Annotated in this window: 16 protein-coding genes; 8 read left to right on the top strand and 8 right to left on the bottom strand. The window is 61.4% G+C overall.

The window, feature by feature from the left end; genetic code table 11:
• Positions 1-183 precede the first annotated feature (183 nt).
• From FEE99_RS01185 to FEE99_RS01210, 6 genes are all read left to right on the top strand, one after another.
• Complete coding sequence (locus FEE99_RS01185) at positions 184-660, top strand: RNA polymerase sigma factor (RefSeq protein WP_221264883.1); 477 nt, start codon at positions 184-186, stop codon at positions 658-660.
• Entirely contained in the window at positions 657-1631 is a 975-nt protein-coding gene (locus tag FEE99_RS01190; RefSeq protein WP_041476735.1) for a FecR domain-containing protein, read from the top strand. Before FEE99_RS01185 ends, FEE99_RS01190 begins: the two co-directional genes overlap by 4 nt.
• A 258-nt stretch (positions 1632-1889) precedes the next feature.
• Positions 1890-4328: a TonB-dependent siderophore receptor gene (locus FEE99_RS01195; RefSeq protein WP_041476736.1), complete on the top strand. Its 2439-nt coding sequence runs from the start codon at positions 1890-1892 to the stop codon at positions 4326-4328.
• A 74-nt stretch (positions 4329-4402) separates the two neighbouring features.
• Positions 4403-5533, top strand: a complete 1131-nt coding sequence (locus FEE99_RS01200) for a PepSY-associated TM helix domain-containing protein (protein ID WP_064361249.1) — start codon at positions 4403-4405, stop codon at positions 5531-5533.
• Positions 5530-5709 carry a hypothetical protein gene (locus tag FEE99_RS01205; protein ID WP_041476738.1) on the top strand — a complete coding sequence of 60 codons (180 nt, stop codon included), beginning with the start codon at positions 5530-5532 and terminating at the stop codon, positions 5707-5709. Before FEE99_RS01200 ends, FEE99_RS01205 begins: the two co-directional genes overlap by 4 nt.
• A gap of 129 nt (positions 5710-5838) precedes the next feature.
• Positions 5839-6468 (top strand): glutathione S-transferase, encoded by a 630-nt coding sequence (locus tag FEE99_RS01210; protein ID WP_041476739.1) that lies wholly within the window; start codon positions 5839-5841, stop codon positions 6466-6468.
• Between the two features lie 199 nt (positions 6469-6667).
• Here FEE99_RS01210 and creD read toward each other — a convergent pair whose 3' ends face one another.
• From creD to rloA2, 4 genes are all read right to left on the bottom strand, one after another.
• On the bottom strand, positions 6668-8035 hold the full coding sequence (creD, locus tag FEE99_RS01215; RefSeq protein ID WP_041476740.1) for a cell envelope integrity protein CreD: 1368 nt from the start codon (positions 8033-8035) through the stop codon (positions 6668-6670).
• Positions 8036-8167: 132 nt separating this feature from the next.
• Positions 8168-9586, bottom strand: a complete 1419-nt coding sequence (creC, locus tag FEE99_RS01220; RefSeq protein WP_041476741.1) for a two-component system sensor histidine kinase CreC — start codon at positions 9584-9586, stop codon at positions 8168-8170.
• A complete protein-coding gene (gene creB, locus FEE99_RS01225) occupies positions 9586-10266 on the bottom strand; it encodes a two-component system response regulator CreB (protein ID WP_024014583.1) in 681 nt (226 codons plus the stop codon). Before creB ends, creC begins: the two co-directional genes overlap by 1 nt.
• Positions 10267-10335: 69 nt before the next feature.
• Positions 10336-10842 carry a retropepsin-like aspartic peptidase RloA2 gene (gene rloA2 / locus FEE99_RS01230; RefSeq protein WP_041476742.1) on the bottom strand — a complete coding sequence of 169 codons (507 nt, stop codon included), beginning with the start codon at positions 10840-10842 and terminating at the stop codon, positions 10336-10338.
• 278 nt (positions 10843-11120) lie between these two features.
• Between rloA2 and FEE99_RS01235 the strand changes: the two genes are divergently transcribed.
• On the top strand, positions 11121-12008 hold the full coding sequence (locus tag FEE99_RS01235; RefSeq protein WP_041476744.1) for an acyltransferase: 888 nt from the start codon (positions 11121-11123) through the stop codon (positions 12006-12008).
• 1 nt (position 12009) lies between these two features.
• Here the strand turns inward: FEE99_RS01235 and FEE99_RS01240 are convergent, their stop codons facing one another.
• Complete coding sequence (locus tag FEE99_RS01240) at positions 12010-12567, bottom strand: DUF2780 domain-containing protein (RefSeq protein WP_041476745.1); 558 nt, start codon at positions 12565-12567, stop codon at positions 12010-12012.
• A gap of 281 nt (positions 12568-12848) precedes the next feature.
• On the opposite strand from FEE99_RS01240, the gene FEE99_RS01245 reads away from it, so the two are divergent.
• Positions 12849-13157, top strand: a complete 309-nt coding sequence (locus FEE99_RS01245) for a hypothetical protein (protein WP_041476746.1) — start codon at positions 12849-12851, stop codon at positions 13155-13157.
• Positions 13158-13219: 62 nt separating this feature from the next.
• Here the strand turns inward: FEE99_RS01245 and fdhA are convergent, their stop codons facing one another.
• The 3 genes from fdhA to FEE99_RS01260 all read right to left on the bottom strand — a co-directional run bounded on the left by fdhA (position 13220) and on the right by FEE99_RS01260 (position 16262).
• The gene (gene fdhA, locus FEE99_RS01250) at positions 13220-14419 is read right to left on the bottom strand and encodes a formaldehyde dehydrogenase, glutathione-independent (protein WP_016772834.1); all 1200 of its coding nucleotides are present in this window, start codon (positions 14417-14419) and stop codon (positions 13220-13222) included.
• Positions 14420-14537: 118 nt separating this feature from the next.
• The gene (gene purU, locus FEE99_RS01255; RefSeq protein WP_039757644.1) at positions 14538-15395 is read right to left on the bottom strand and encodes a formyltetrahydrofolate deformylase; all 858 of its coding nucleotides are present in this window, start codon (positions 15393-15395) and stop codon (positions 14538-14540) included.
• A gap of 234 nt (positions 15396-15629) precedes the next feature.
• Entirely contained in the window at positions 15630-16262 is a 633-nt protein-coding gene (locus FEE99_RS01260) for a sarcosine oxidase subunit gamma (RefSeq protein ID WP_041476747.1), read from the bottom strand.
• Positions 16263-16303: the final 41 nt, after the last annotated feature.

Here is a 16303-nt window from a genome sequence, read left to right on the forward strand (position 1 = left end):
CAAAAGATCGCAGCCTTCGGCAGCTCCTACAGAGGCATGCAGCCCTATCACCTGACCAGTGGCCAATTGCTAACCATTCCCACCTCTGCCAGAATCGCGAACTATTCTCGTTAGTTAACATTTCCCAATCGGTGATGTCCGGTGTCGTCAGTGCCCAACCCCCACAGTGAGCTCGTCGGTGCGATGTATCGCGACCATCGCGGTTGGCTGCTGGCGTGGTTGCGGCGCAATGTGGCGTGTCCGCAGCGTGCCGAGGACCTGAGCCAGGACACCTTCGTGCGCCTGCTCAACCGCGACGAACTGCTGACACCGCGCGAACCTCGAGCGTTTCTGGTGGCGATCGCCAAAGGCCTGTTGTTTGACTACTTCCGCCGCGCCGCGCTGGAACAGGCCTACCTCACCGAACTGATGCTGATCCCCGAAGACGAACAGCCGTCGGTGGAAGAACAGCAAATGATCCTCGACGACCTAAAGGCCATCGATCGCCTGCTCGGCAAGTTGTCGACCAAGGCTCGTGCGGCCTTCCTGTATAACCGCCTCGACGGCCTCAGCCACGGCGAAATCGCCGCCAGACTCGGCGTGTCAGTGCCGCGCGTGCGGCAGTATCTGGCGCAAGGCCTGCGTCAGTGTTACATCGCCCTGTACGGTGAGCCGACATGACGGCGGCCAGTTCGCGCCCGGTGCCGGCGCATGTGCTGGACGCGGCGATTGCGTGGCAATTGACCCTCGACTCGAGCACCGCGCTGGAGCGCGAGGAATTCGCCAAGTGGCATGCCGCCCATGAAGAACACGCCCGCGCGTGGCGCCAGTTGGGCATGCTCGATCAGCGCTTCAGTGTCGCCAAAGGCCCGGCCCGAAGTGCGTTGCTGCAATCGCGCGAAGGCATTCGCCGCCGCGTGCGCAAACTCGGCAGCGGGCTGGCCAGTGTCGTGGTGATCATCGGGCTCGGGCTGTTTGTCAGCGAGCGCTATCTGCCGCTGGATTACTGGCTCGCCGATCAGCGCACCGCCACCGGTGAACAGCGCAGCGTGCGCCTGTCCGACGGCACTCTGCTCAACCTCAATACCCACAGCGCGGTCGACGTACGCTTCGATGACGAGCGCCGCTTGATCGTGCTGCAGGAAGGCGAAATCCTCGTCGAGACCGGGCATGGCGATGCGCGGCCGTTTATCGTCGAAACCCGCGAAGGCAGCATGCGCGCGCTGGGCACGCGGTTTCTGGTCAAGCGCGAGGACGATGGCACCCGCCTGAGCGTGTTGCAGTCGGCGGTCGCGGCCCATGCCCAGGCCGACTCGCAAGAACAGATTCTGCGCGAAGGCCAGCAGGTGTTGCTGCGCAGTGACGGGCTGGGCTCGATTGCCGCCCTCGCCCCCGGCGCCGATGCCTGGACGCGCGGCATGCTGGTGGTGGACAACGCACGGCTGGGCGATCTGGTGCACGAGCTGGGGCGCTATCGTCGTGGCCATCTGGGCGTGGCGCCGGAAGTGGCCGATCTGCGCATTACCGGCAGCTTTCCGTTGCACGACACCGACAAGGCCCTGAGCGCTTTGCTGCCGACTCTGCCGGTGCAGATCGAGCGGCATACGCCGTATTGGGTCACCGTGGCGAAGGCGGAGCCCTCCGCCCCTTGACATGATCGTTCCCACGCTCTGCGTGGGAATGCAGCCCGGGGCGCTGTGCGTCCCTGCCGAAGCGGACGCAGAGCGTCCATTGAGGCATTCCCACGCGGAGCCTGGGAACGATCAATGTGGGAGTGAGCCTGCTCGCGATGACGGCATCAGCCCCAACAACCTTTCCAGCAAAAAATAATTTCCACCCAGCCCTATCACTTTTCCAATCTCGTCCGGCACACAGGCAATTGAGAAATATTTCCATTCAGGAGCCGCTGTATGTCCCGTTCGCCAGACACCTTGTTGCGCCCCAGTCTGCTGGCTTTTGCCATCGCTTTCGGCACGCCGCTGATCAGCAGCCCGTTGCTCGCCGCTGAGCAAGCGTCCAGCGTGCGCGCCTACAACCTGCCGGCGGCGCCGCTGTCGACCACCCTGAACCAGATCGCCAGCCAGGGCGGCCTCGCCCTGACGCTCAATCCTGCGCTGGCGGCCGGCAAGACCTCGGCCCCGGTCAACGGCCAGTACGACGCCGCCGGAGCCCTGCGCGCGGCCTTGCGCGGTACCGGTCTGCAACTGGAACAGAGCAGCGCCGGCACCTACACCCTGGTGGCCGTGCCTGAAGGCACGCTGGCCCTGCCGGAAACTTCGGTCATCGGCGTGGAAAACTTCGAAAGCGCCTGGGGCCCGGTCGAAGGCTACACCGCGACCCGCACCGCCGCCGGCACCAAGACCGACACCGCCCTGGTCGAAGCACCGCGTTCGATCTCGGTGGCGACCCGTCAGCAAATGGACGACCGCAGCGTGCACAGCCTTGATGATGCCGTGCGCTACATGCCGGGCATCACCGCCAGCAGCTACGGCAGCGACACCCGTGCCGACTGGCTGCGCGTACGCGGTTTCGAGCCGACCCAATTCCTCGATGGCCTGCCGCTGCCCAAAGGCGTGTACGCCAACCCGAAACAGGAAACCTGGAACCTCGACCGCCTCGCCCTGCTGCGTGGCCCGGCCTCGTCGGTGTACGGCCAGACCCCGCCGGGTGGTTTGCTCGACATGGTCAGCCGCCGCCCGAGCGCTGAAGCCAGCAGTGAAATCCAGCTGCAATACGGCAGCGATAACCACCGCCAGATCAACTTCGCCAGCACCGGCAAGATCGATGACGCCGGGCAGTTTCTCTATGGCCTCAGCGGCGTGGTGCGCGACAGCGATACGCAAATCGACCACATCGACAACAAGCGCTACAACATCGCACCGAGCCTGACCTGGAACATCGACGACGATACAAAAATCACTCTGCTGAGCCAGTTCACCCGCGATGATACCGGCGTCACCAGCCAGTTCTATCCCATCCAGGGCACCAAGATCGACATGCCGTTCGGCAAGATTTCCCATCACAAGAATCTCGGCGATCCCGACTACGATTATTACGACCGCACCTATTACGCGCTGGGTTATGCCTTCGAACATCGCCTCAACGATGTCTGGCAGTTCAAGCAGAATCTGCGCTACACCAAATCTGACCTGTCGTTCCAGACCGTGACCGTTAACAGTTACAACCCATCGTTTGCCGGATTTACCGTGGACGATCAAGGCAATGTCGGTCGCAGTACCACTAACGCCGACGAAGACATCAGTCAGTTTGCCGTGGACAACAACTTCCAGGCCGACTTCGCCACGGGCAACATTCGCCACACCTTGCTGCTGGGTCTGGATCACCAGCGCAGCAACACCAACTACACCTCGATCTTTGGCGATGGTCTGCAAACCAACGTCATCAACCCGATCTACGGCCAGCCGATCGTACGTCCAGCACGCTCCACGGCGTTTTACGACTACAACCAGAAGACCTACCAGACCGGCCTCTACGTGCAGGACCAAATGGCCCTCGATCAGTGGCGCCTGACCCTCGGCGGCCGTGAAGACTGGGTGCACACCAGCACCCAATTCATCAACCAGAGCGACGCCACCAACACTCAGCGTGACAAGAAATTCAGCGGCAACGCGGCGCTCAGCTACGTCTTCGATAACGGTTTCGTGCCGTACCTGTCCTACGCCGAATCCTTCCAGCCGACCACGGGTGCCGATGCCACCTCGACCGGCTCGCTCAAGCCGACCGAAGGCAAGCAATGGGAACTGGGCATCAAGTACCAGCCTCCGGGCAGCAAGACCCTGCTGACCGCCGCCGTGTATGACCTGACCCAAAAGAACGTCGCGGTGAACACCTTCGTCAACAACGTCTCGGTGACCAGCCAGACTGGCGAAGTGAAGGTCAAAGGCCTGGAACTTGAAGCGGTATCGGATGTGACCGACAACCTCAAAGTCATCGCCGCCTACACCCTGGCCAAGTCCGAAGTGCAGAAAGGCGTCGACAAGGGCAATCGTCTGCAACTGATGCCCAACCAACAAGCCTCGCTGTGGACCGACTACACCTGGCACGCCGGCGTGCTCGACGGTTTCGGCATTGGCGCCGGCGTGCGCTACACCGGCAATACCTACGGCGACAAGGCCAACACCTGGCTGGGCAAGGCTGACGCCTACACCGTGTTCGACGCCAGCGTGCATTATGATCTCGGCCGTCTGGACAACAGCCTCAAAGGTGCGTCGCTGGCGGTGAATGCGACCAACCTGTTCGACAAGGACTACATTTCCACCTGCGACAGCTTCTACTGCTACTACGGCGACCAGCGCAGTGTCGTCGCCAGCGCCACTTACAAGTGGTAAGCCAGTGAGCTGAAACAGGCCCTGTTCCCAGGCCGTCCGTACCGGACGGCTTTGGTGTTTTTGAAGGTCATGCAATGAAAAGTAAAACCATCCGCCGTTGGTCGTTCATCCACACCTGGACCAGCCTGATCTGCACCGTGTTTCTGCTGATGCTCGCACTGACCGGTCTGCCGCTGATTTTCAGCCACGAGATTGATCACGCGCTGGGCAACGCCCCGGAGCTGCGCGAGATGCCGGCCGACACGCCGCAACTCGACCTGCAGCAACTGGTCGATGCCGCGCAGAAACATCGCCCGGGCGAAGTCATGCAGTACTTCGGTTATGACGACGAAGAGCCGAACGCGGCGTTCGCGATCATGGCCAGGACGGCCGACACCGAGCCGAACTCTTCGCACACCTTCATGCTCGATGCGCGCACTGGCGAAGCGCTGGAAACCCCTTCGGCCAACGGTGGCTTGATGCTGTTCATCCTGCGCCTGCACGTCGACATGTTCGCCGGGCTGCCGGGCAAGCTGCTGCTGGCGTTCATGGGTCTGCTGTTTGTCGTGGCGATCGTCTCCGGCACGGTGCTGTACCTGCCGTTCATGCGCCGCTTGAAATTTGGCACCGTGCGCCAGGACAAGTCGACAAGACTGCGCTGGCTCGATCTGCACAACCTGATCGGCGTCGTCACTTTGACCTGGTGCCTGGTGGTGGGCGTGACCGGGGTGATCAGCGCCTGCGCCGACCTGCTCATCGCCGCCTGGCGCAACGACGCGCTGACCACCCTGATCGCGCCGTATCGCGATGCGCCGCCGCTGACTCAACTGGCGCCGGCCACGCGGCTGCTCGACATCGCCGAGGAAGTCGCACCGGGGATGAAACCGGATTTCATCGCCTTCCCCGGCACCCGTTTTTCCAGCGAGCACCATTATTCGGTGTTCATGAAGGGCGGCACGCACCTGACCTCGCACCTGCTGACACCGGTGCTGATCGACGCCACGACCTTGCAGGTCACCGCCGTGGCCGAACGGCCGTGGTACATGGACGCCATGGGCATGTCGCAGCCGCTGCACTTTGGTGACTACGGCGGCATGCCGATGAAGATTCTCTGGGCGACGCTGGATGTGCTGACGATCATCGTGCTGGCCAGTGGGGTGTATTTGTGGGTGGTGCGGCGCAAGGCGGCCAAGCCTGTATTGGAAGCGGCGGAGGCCTCGGCATGAAGCCGCGTCAGTCGAGTTTCTGGAAGGTTTTCAGCACACCGATCGTGATCGCCTTGCTCAGTGCGGCGGGGCTGTTTGCGGCGTTGCTGGGGGATGGAATCTGGGATGCGTTGAGCTGGGTCGGGCTTGGCGTACCGGCATTTCTGGCCATAAAAGGTTTTCTGCCGCGAAGCTGAAACCCTTGTAGGAGCTGCGGAACGCTGCGATCTTTTGCTTTTGACAGCAGAATCAAGATCAAAAGATCGCAGCGTTCCGCAGCTCCTACAGCTAATCTCCTGCTCTTCGCCGACCACTGAGGTTCCTCCATGTCCGCCCCCAGCATGACCCTGTACCACAACACCCTGTCGCCCTTTGTCCGCAAAGTCATGGTGCTGCTGCACGAAACCGGTCAGCAGGATCGTGTCGCGCTGCAGGACTGCGTGCTCAGCCCGGTCAGCCCGGACCCGGCGCTGATCGCCGACAACCCGCTGAGCAAGATCCCCGCCCTGCGCCTGGCCGACGGCAATGTCATCCATGACAGCCGCGTCATCCTCGAATACCTCGACCAGCAGCACGTCGGCAATCCGCTGATCCCCCGTGAAGGTGCGGCGCGCTGGCGGCGCCTGACCCTGGCGTCAATGGCTGACGGGATCATGGATGCCTCGGTGATGGTGCGTTATGAAACTGTCCTGCGCCCGGTGGAAAAACACTGGGACGAATGGCTCGACGCCCAGCGCGACAAGATCCGCCGCGCCCTCGCCGTGCTGGAGAACGAAGCGATTGCCGAGCTGACCAGCCATTTCGATGTCGCGGCGATCAGCGTGGCCTGCGCACTGGGCTATCTGGATCTGCGTTTCCCGGACATGGACTGGCGCGCGGCCAATCCGCAACTGGCCAACTGGTATTTTGAAGTGAGTCAGCGACCGTCCATGATGGCGACAATGCCCAAGCCCTGATTCTGCGGCGCCTGATCTGCCCCCATCGCTGGCAAGCCAGCTCCCACATTGAATCGGGACAGACCGCTGACCTGTGTGTCGGCATATATCCTGTGGGAGCTGGCTTGCCAGCGATGGCACCACCTCGGTTCCGGCGGCAGCGCTGCAACAATCAGCGTCAGCAGAACCGCCACTTCCCTGCGCTCAGCCCTCAACCCGCTCATTGCATCGCCTCCACATCAAACTCCAGCGGCCTGGCCGGTTTCAAACCAATCCCGTACCAATCCAGTTTGCGCGTCAGCACCATGAACACCCCGAGCAGACCGAACAGCATCAGCGAGCCCATCAGCAGCGCGTAATCCTCGGCACTTAGCAATCCGTACAGCAGGCCATACAGCGCCGCCAGCCCGGCCGAAAAACTCAAACCGTGCCGCGCGCTGCGCAGGACGTGGCTGACATAGAAACCGATCAACAGCACGCAGCCACTGGCCGACAACAGATACGCCAGCGCAAACCCGATGTGTTCCGACAGCGACAACAGCAGCAGGTAAAAGAACGCCAGCGCGACACCGACCAAGGCATATTGCACCGGGTGCACCGCCAGGCTCTTGAGCACTTCGAAGAGGAAGAAACCGGCGAATGTCAGAACGATAAACAGCAGCGCGTATTTGATCGCCCGGTCGCTCTTCAGGTACTGATCCACAGGATCGATGAAGCTCACGCCGAAGCTGCGCCCGTTGAGTGCATCACAGTCACCAGCGACGCAGCGCTCCATTGCCTCTTGCAGGTTGGTGGAGAAAAACGAGGTCTGCCAGTCGGCACTGAAACCCTGATCGTTGATCTCGCGCTTGGCCGGCAGGAAGTTGCCGACGAAGCTGGGGTGCGGCCAATTGGCGGCGAGGCTGACGCTGCTGGTCTTGCCCACCGGCACCACTCGCAGCGAGCCGGTGCCTTGCAGGCGCAGGTCGAAACCGAAGGTCAGTTGCTTGGCTTTGCTGGCGTCGAGCGCCGGCAGGGTCACGTGTACACCCTCGCCGATCCACGCCACTTCACTGCCTGGCACGAATTCCAGTTGCTGGCCGCCGAGCTCGAGTTTCAGCGCGTTTTCGATGCCGCGAATGTCGCTGATCCCCACAGCCAGGAACGGCGCATCGAACTGATAATCGGCAAAATTTTCCTTGATGCCCAACTGCGCCGGCAGGGAAAAATGCCCATCGATGCGGTTGTCGGCGTGGAACAGTCGCGCCTCGTAAATGCCGCGTTTGCGCAGTTCGGTTTGCACCTGGCCGTCGAGTTCAAAACGCTCTGGCAGAAAGTACAGACGCCCGCGCGCTTCGCCGATCTCCTCGTAGCGCTTGTTGGTTTTCTCGTTGGTTTTCCAGGTGCGCACCACCTTGCGATATGGCACTACCATCACCGGCCCGGTCAGCTGCTGGCTGTAACTGGAACTGCGCGCGATGTCTTCGAGCACGCCGTCGCGCAGTTGCTGACGCTCATCGATGATGCCGTCGATCATCAACAACGGGATCAGCAACAGCAGGATCAACAAGGCAATCGCGCCGAGTTTGATGGTCAGATTCTTGTTCATGGGACTCTCCCTGTTTGGATGGGAAGAGTCTGGGGATGCGCTGTGGTGGGAATGTGGGGGGAATATGGAGATTGTGTGGAGAATGCATTCTCCTGTGGGAGCGAGCCTGCTCGCGAAGGCCGCGACTCGGTTTCAAGGCAGGCGCAATACCACCTCAACCCCGCCCTCGACATTGCCAATGCGCATCACCCCGCCATGCAACTTGACCACTTCTTCAACGAAGTTCAGCCCCAGCCCGGTGCTCTTGCGTCCGCTGTCCGGGCGCGGCAACGAGTAGAAGCGTTCGGTCAGACGCGGCAAGGCGTAATCGGGAATCGGCGTGGTCTGGTTGAACAGGCGGAACTCGATCTGCTCGCCAACCCGCTCGGCACGCAAGCGCAGCAGGCCCTGCGCCGGGGTGAAATCCAAGGCGTTTTCCAGCAGATTGCCCAACGCCTGGCGCAGCAGAAACGGCTCGCCAATCAACAGCAGATCCTCGCCGATCGCTTGCTCGACGCGCAGTTGTTTGCCCTCGATCCGCGCGGCCTGCGCCTTGAGCAGTTCTGCGACCAACAGCGCCAGCGGCACTGCCACCCGTTCTTCCAGCCCTTGGCGTTGTTCGACTTGCGCCAGGTTGAGCAGGCGCTCGATCAACTGCTGCATCCGCGCGCTTTCGCTGTCGATGTTGCTGACAAAGCGCAAACGCTGGACGGCCGGCATCTCGCTTTGCAGCAACTCCGCCGCGCCCCGGATCGCCGCCAGCGGGCTTTTCAATTCATGGGTCAGGGTGTGCACATAACGCTCGACGTAGGCCTTGCCTTCGAGCTGCGTGCGCATCTGCTCGACCGCCGTCGCCAGTTGCTCCAGCTCGCCGCCGCGATAATGCGGCACTTCCACGCGCCGGCCTTCGCTGACCGCCTGGGCATAACCGGTCAAACGGTGCAGCGCACGACTAAGCCACCATGAGAGCAAAGCGCCGAACAGCAGACCGAGGCCGATCAGTCCGGCGCCGTAAAACAGCAAGCGCCGCTCGGTGCGATCGACGTAGGGTTGCAACGAACTGTTGGGCTTGGCCACGGTGACCACGCCGATGATCCTGCCGTTGTCGCGGATCGGCGCACCGACGTGCATCACTGAAGAGCTCGGATCGTCAGGATCACTGCGGCTGGAGCGCGCGCCGTACTCGCCACGCAGGGTCAGGTAGACGTCGTTCCAGCGCGAATAATCCTGGCCGACCGCGACGCCGCTGGAGTCGAGCACGACGATGCCCTTGGCGTCGGTGACGTAGATGCGGTGGTTGACCTGATTTTTCGGCAAGCCCCAGATGGTCGCTTGCGGCTGCCGCTCGCCATAGGCGCGGAGCAATTGCGGCCAGCGGTTCTCGCTGAGGGTGCCGGCCTTGAAATCGTCGCGCAGGATTTCTGCCATCAGGTTGGCGGTGTCCACCAGCGTCTCTTCGGTGGACTGACGCACGCCGGGGCGGATTTCTTCCATGACCGTGTTGAGGACGAAATAACCGGTCAGGCCGACAAACAGCACGTACACCAGAAAGATCCGCAGCCCCAGCGACATCAGCTGTGCCCCGGGCTGTAGCTGTAACCGAGGCCGCGATGGGTCTGGATCGGCTCGGCCTCGGCGCGCACCAGGCGCAACTTGGCGCGCAGGCTTTTGATGTGACTGTCGATGCTGCGCTCGTAACCGGCATCAGCGGCAACGCCCAGCGCATCAAGCAATTGCTCGCGGCTGAACACCCGCTCAGGTTGTTCGAGCAGGCATTGCAACAAGCGGAATTCATGGCGGGTCAGGCTCAGCGGCTGGCCGCGATAGCTGATCTGCACGCGTTCGGCATCGATGCGAAACAGCGTTGAGCCTGCTTCCAGGGTTGCGCGCGGCGCCATGCGTTTGAGGATGGCTTTGACCCGCGCCGCCACTTCACGCGGGCTGAACGGCTTGACCACGTAATCGTCGGCACCGATCTCCAGGCCCACCACGCGGTCGATCTCGGCGTCGCGGGCGCTGAGAAACAGCACCGGCACTTCAGTGAAGCGCCGCAATTGCTTGCAGGTTTCGAAGCCGCTGATGTCCGGCAGACCGATATCGAGAATGATCAGGTCGGCCGGCGTCTGCCGCTGATGCTCCAGCGCCGCCGCGCCGAGGTTCAGCCACGTGGTGCTGAACCCCTCGCCCTGCAAGGCAAAAATCAGTGTGTCGGCAATCGCCGCTTCGTCTTCGACAATCAGGATGTGCGGCATGGCGTCCGAGCCCGTGGCAGTTAGTGCGCGAACGGTGCCCCAAGCCCGGGGTTACGTCAATCAGACCACTTAGCAGTCAGGCTTGTCGGCGGTGTAACGCCGCGCCGGGTTTACCGCCGCGCCGAACTCGCGCAAGGCCTTGGCGCCGATCAGGAGCGGATAGTTGAAGTGGCTGCGGTCGGTCAGGTTGACCTCGACGGTGCGCTTGACGTTGCCCAGGCACAGTTCCAGATCGACCACCGGGCGCTTGGCGACATCGCTGCTGTCGCGCTCTTCATCGTCCTCGTCGGAACGGCTTTTGATCTTGCTGATCCGCGCGACCTTGTGCTCGAAGACCTTGTTGCTGGCATCCTTGGTGGCGAGGCGGAAACGCACCCAGTCGTCGCCATCGCGGGTGAAGGTCTCGATGTCCTTGGCCGACAGCGAGGCGGTCAGCGCGCCGGTGTCCATCTTGGCCTTGAGCACTTCGCCACCGATTTCCGGCAGCGCGATGTATTCGTAGCGACCGTACAGCGTCGGCTCGGCGGCCATGACCGGAAGCGCGACGAGGGCAAACAGAGCAAGGAGGGATTTCACGTAAGGGGCTTCCTTGGAAATTGAGGGCGGCGGACTGGAGTTTTAGACACGCGCCGAGTTATTCGTTCGCTTCGGTCCTCTTCGCGAGCAGGCTCGCTCCCACATTTGAAATGCATTCCCCTGTGGGAGCGAGCCTGCTCGCGAAGAGGCCAGTGCATTCAGATCGAATCTTGAGCGAAGCATACCCGGCAAAAAGTGAAACATTCGTCAGCGCCGATTTGGCCTGTCGCGCGAAGCTGCTTATCATGGCTCGCCCCTGCCACTTCATAGAGTTGCTTATGCGCCGCCTGCTCACCGGCTGTTTCGTCACCCTGCTGCTGTTGCTCAACACCCTGATCCTGATCGGGCCATTGATGGTGTTTGCCCTGCTCAAACTGGTCGCACCCGGACGCTGGCGGGATTACGCATCGGGGGCGGTGATGTGGATCGCCGAGACCTGGGCCGAGATCGACAAGCTGATCTTCCAGCTGTGCATCCCGACGCAATGGGACATTCGCGGCGGCGACGATCTGCGCCGCGACACGTCCTATCTGGTGGTCAGCAACCATCAATCGTGGGTCGACATTCCAGCACTGATCCAGACCCTCAACCGGCGCACGCCGTTCTTCAAGTTCTTTCTGAAGAAAGAGCTGATCTGGGTGCCGTTCCTCGGCTTGGCGTGGTGGGCGCTGGATTACCCGTTCATGAAGCGCTACACGAAAGCCTTTCTGGCGAAGAACCCCGAGCTGGCGGGCAAGGATCTGGAAATCACCAAAGCGGCGTGCGAGCTGTTCAAGCGCCAGCCGGTGACGGTGGTGAATTATCTGGAAGGCACGCGCTACACCCTGGCGAAAAGCACCCAGCAGGAATCACCGTTCAACCACTTGCTCAAACCCAAGGCCGGCGGCGTGGCGTTCGTGCTGGCGGCGATGGGCGAACAGCTCGACGCGATGCTCGATGTGACGGTGGTGTATCCGCAGGAAAAAATCCCGGGCTTCTGGGACCTGATCAGCGGCAACGTGCCGCGAGTGATCATCGACATCAGGACCCGCGAACTCGACCCGACGCTGTGGCAGGGCGATTACGAGAAGGATCCGGCCTTTCGCCAACACGTCCAGAACTGGGTCAACCAGCTCTGGACCGAGAAGGATCAGCGCATCGTCGAGCTGCGCAACGAGCGCCGCTGACTCAGGTGCCCGTGCCGACACCCCAGATGCTGCCCAGGCTGCTCAACAGCGAACCACCGACGCCCTGCTGACCGAGGTATTGCAGCAACACCGGGGCAAACTGGCCGATCATGCCACTGTCCATGCCCAGCGCGCTGAACGCGTTGTTCAGATCGTTGCTGTCTTTGACATTGCCCAGTGCATTCTCAAGGCCTGCGGACTTGCCGGACGAACCGAGCAAAGCCCCGAGCGCCGCCAGATTGCCGCTGCCACCGGACAGCTTGTCGATACCCGGCACTTCCTTGGCCAGTTGCGAATAGTCGGTGCTGCTCAACTGATTCTTCGCCAGCCCAAGCATCGCACTGGTACCGCCAACGGCCTGCTCCGGTGTGACGTCCAGCGCACTCAAAGCACTCAACAAACCAGCGGTTTCCGAGGTCGGCGCCGCAGCGGCCGCCTTGTCACCACCTTGCATCCCCGCTACCGCACCGGCCACGTCGTTCAAACTGAAACCGGCAAACACCGGCCCGGCGGCCAGGGTCAGGAGCGATGCCAAGGCAAAACCGCGTGAAATCTTCATTCAGACATCCTCTTGGGAAAAGCAGCCGCCGGACAACGGCGACGAAACTGCCGGTTTGACCGGGTATTGGGCGGCATGTTCCTCGCGGCGCATCCCCTTCTCTACGCACTCACCTAAATGAATTGTTCAATCGTTGAATAGCCACTTCACTATTCGACTTCACACTGAAAACCCGACTATTTATTTCGATTGGAACTAACCAACTGTCAGATCTGACAGTTGGCAGTCATAACGATGCAAGTGAATATCTCCACTCCAATTACGTAACGGAGTACGAAAAGATGAAGTTGAAAATTGTCACTGGCGCCCTGCTTGGTCTGACCATGATGAGTACTGCCTATGCTGCAACCTGCCCAACGATATCAGTGACTCATGCGCAAGGCGCCGAAGATGTCACCTTCACTTCTGCCCGACTTAAAGATAAAGACACTGCTAATTCAGTTGTCATCTGCCGATACGAAGGTGAGGCAGACCTTGGCGTCTCGGCTGGCTACAGAAACGACACTCCGGTTCAAGCCACCGGTAGCAATTGGAACGGTGATGAGTGTACAACCAAGGATGGTGACGCCCGCAAATGCGCCTTTAAATAACTGGTCGTGTTCAGAACAAAAAAGGGCAGCCCGATCGGCTGCCCTTCTTACATGGGTAGAACTTACGCCGCACTGAACAACTTATGCGGATCAATCACAAACTTCTTCGGCACACCCGCATCGAACTCGCCGTAACCTTCCGGCGCCTGATCGAGGCTGATCACTTGCACGCCGACCACTTCGGCAATGTTGATGCGGTCCCACATGATCGCCTGCATCAACTGGCGGTTGTACTTCATCACTGGCGTCTGGCCAGTGTGGAAGCTGTGGGATTTCGCCCAGCCCAGGCCGAAGCGGATGCTCAGGCTGCCCATTTTCGCGGCAGCGTCGACGGCGCCCGGATCTTCGGTGACGTACAGGCCGGGGATACCGATCTTGCCGGCAACGCGCACAACGCCCATCAGTGAGTTGAGCACCGTGGCCGGGGCTTCGGCTTTGACGCCGTCGTGGCCGTGGCCGCGTGCTTCAAAGCCAACGCAGTCAACTGCGCAGTCGACTTCCGGCTCGCCCAGCAGCGCGGCGATCTGTTCGTGCAGCGGGGTGTCCTTGGACAGGTCGACGACCTCAAAGCCCTGCGCCTTGGCGTGGGCCAGGCGGATGGTGTTGACGTCGCCGACGATCACCACTGCCGCACCGAGCAAACGTGCGGAAGCGGCAGCGGCCAGGCCGACCGGACCGGCGCCGGCGATGTACACGGAACTGCCCGGGCCAACGCCGGCAGTAACCGCGCCGTGGTAACCGGTCGGGAGGATGTCGGAAAGGCAGGTCAGGTCGCGGATTTTCTCCATGGCCTTGTCGCGGTCCGGCAGTTTCAGCAGGTTGAAGTCGGCGTACGGCACCAGCACGTATTCGGCCTGGCCACCGGTCCAGTCGCCCATGTCGACGTAACCGTATGCGCCGCCGGCACGGGCCGGGTTGACGGTCAGGCAGACGCCGGTGTGTTGCTCCTTGCAGGAACGGCAGCGCCCGCAAGCCACGTTGAACGGAACGGAGACCAGATCGCCGATCTTCAGGTTTTCGACGTCGGAGCCCTTTTCGATCACCTCGCCGGTGATCTCGTGGCCCAGCACCAGACCGGTCTGCGCCGTGGTTCGGCCGCGCACCATGTGCTGGTCGGAGCCGCAGATGTTGGTGGAAACCACTTTGAGAATGACCCCGTGCTCGATCTTGCGACCGCGCGGGTCCTGCATTTTCGGGTAGTCGATTTTCTGTACTTCGACCTTACCAGCGCCGAGATACACCACACCACGATTGCCAGACATGCCATCACCTCTATATTTGTTGTTGGGTAGAGAGTTGATTGAGCTTCAAGCGGCAAGCTACAAGCCGCAAGAAGTGTGCTGACCGCTTGTTCTTGCGGCTTGGAGCTTGGAGCTTGCGCTATAGAACGACAGTTCTATTGGCGTTCAAGAACACCCGTCTTTCGATGTGATACCCAACCGCCCGCGCCAGCGTCAGGCCTTCGATATCGCGCCCTTTGGCAATCAGATCCTCGGGGTAATGGCTGTGATCCACCGCCTCGACGCCCTGGGCGATGATCGGCCCCTCGTCGAGGTCGTTGTTGATGTAATGCGCCGTCGCGCCCACCAGTTTCACGCCCTTGTTGTAAGCCTGGTGATAAGGCTTGGCGCCCTTGAAGCCCGGCAACAGCGAGTGATGAATGTTGATCGCCTTGCCATCGAGCTTGCGGCACAACTCCGGCGACAGCACCTGCATGTAGCGGGCGAGGATCACCAGTTCGGCGCCGGCTTCTTCGATCACCTGCCAGACCTGACGCTCCTGCGCCGGCTTGTCATTGGGGTCGAGAGGGAAATGGTAGTAGGGAATCTGGTGCCAGTCGGCCAACGGCTTGAGATCCGGATGGTTGGACACCACCGCCGCGACGTCCATCGACAACTGGCCGATGCGCTGGCGGTAGAGCAAGTCGTTGAGGCAGTGATCGGCCTTGGAGACCATGATCACCACTTTCGGCCGGTAGTTCGGCGCGGTCAGCTCAAAGAGCATGCCGAACGCCTGCCCGCGCTCGGCCAAACCTGCGCGGAAGGATTGTTCGTCGAAGCCGTCGGGCTGACGGAATTCCACGCGAATGAAGAAGCGCCCGGAGAGGCGGTCATCGAACGAGTGGTGCTCGGTGACGTAGCAGCCCTGCTCGAACAGAAAACGCGTGACCGCGTCCACCGTGCCGAGGACGCTGGGGCAGTCGGCGGTCAGAATCCATGTGTCTGGGGCGCGGCTCATGGTGCGGTGACTCCTGTTACAACAACGGTGAGCAAAGTGAACTCTGAACCAGGCTGACCTGCGCTGAACTGCTTTTGTGGTGAGGGGATTTATCCCCGTTGGGTGGCGAAGCCGCCCCAAAACCAATCACCGCGGTTTATCAGGTAGATCGAATTCACAGGTATTGCGACTGCTTCGCAGCCGAACGGGGATAAATCCCCTCGCCACAGAAGCAGGCACGATAGCCATTCAGTCTCAGGCCTGAACGCTGAGGCCGTACTCGGCCGAAGCATCCTGCAACCACAACCACCAGTAATCCGAGAAGCTGCGACGGATCAGCAGTTCCCAGGTGTCTTCGGCCGTGTGGCGAATCATCAACTGCGACTTGGCGAACACCGTGCCCACCGCTTTGCCGACCGGGAAGTTGTTCGGGTGCACGTCGTAGCTGGTCGACTTCATCAGCACCTGGCGCACGTTCGGCCCGCTCAGTTCGAGGATCTGCTGGCCGCCGCTGACGTTGACGATGGCAATGTGCAGATCGCCCAGCGCTTCGCGCAGTTTCTGCTCGGCGGCGAATTCTTCGCCGCTTGGCACGATCAGCAGCCACTCGTCAGGGCCCATCCATTGCAGACTGGTTTCGCCTTTGACGATTACGCTCAGCGCACCGGGCAATTCAATGCCAAGCGCCTTGTGCACACCGGCCGCGAATGCGGCATCGTGGCCATCGCCACGAATAGTCAGGTGGCCGAGGAGTTTCTTTTCCCGCACGATCACGCCGGCGTTCTTGCGGCCCTTGCCGACCAGGCTGGCGAGGTCGGCATGGTGCAGCGACGACTCGGCCTTGGCGCCAGTGGTCGGGCGTTGTTGGTAAACATTGGCTGTGGTCATAAAGCACCTTCTGAATTCTGTTGGTTCCTGTGGTGGCTGTG

Origin of the sequence: Pseudomonas sp. ef1, from assembly GCF_007293365.2 — a bacterium.
Classification (GTDB): Bacteria; Pseudomonadota; Gammaproteobacteria; order Pseudomonadales; family Pseudomonadaceae; genus Aquipseudomonas; species Aquipseudomonas siliginis.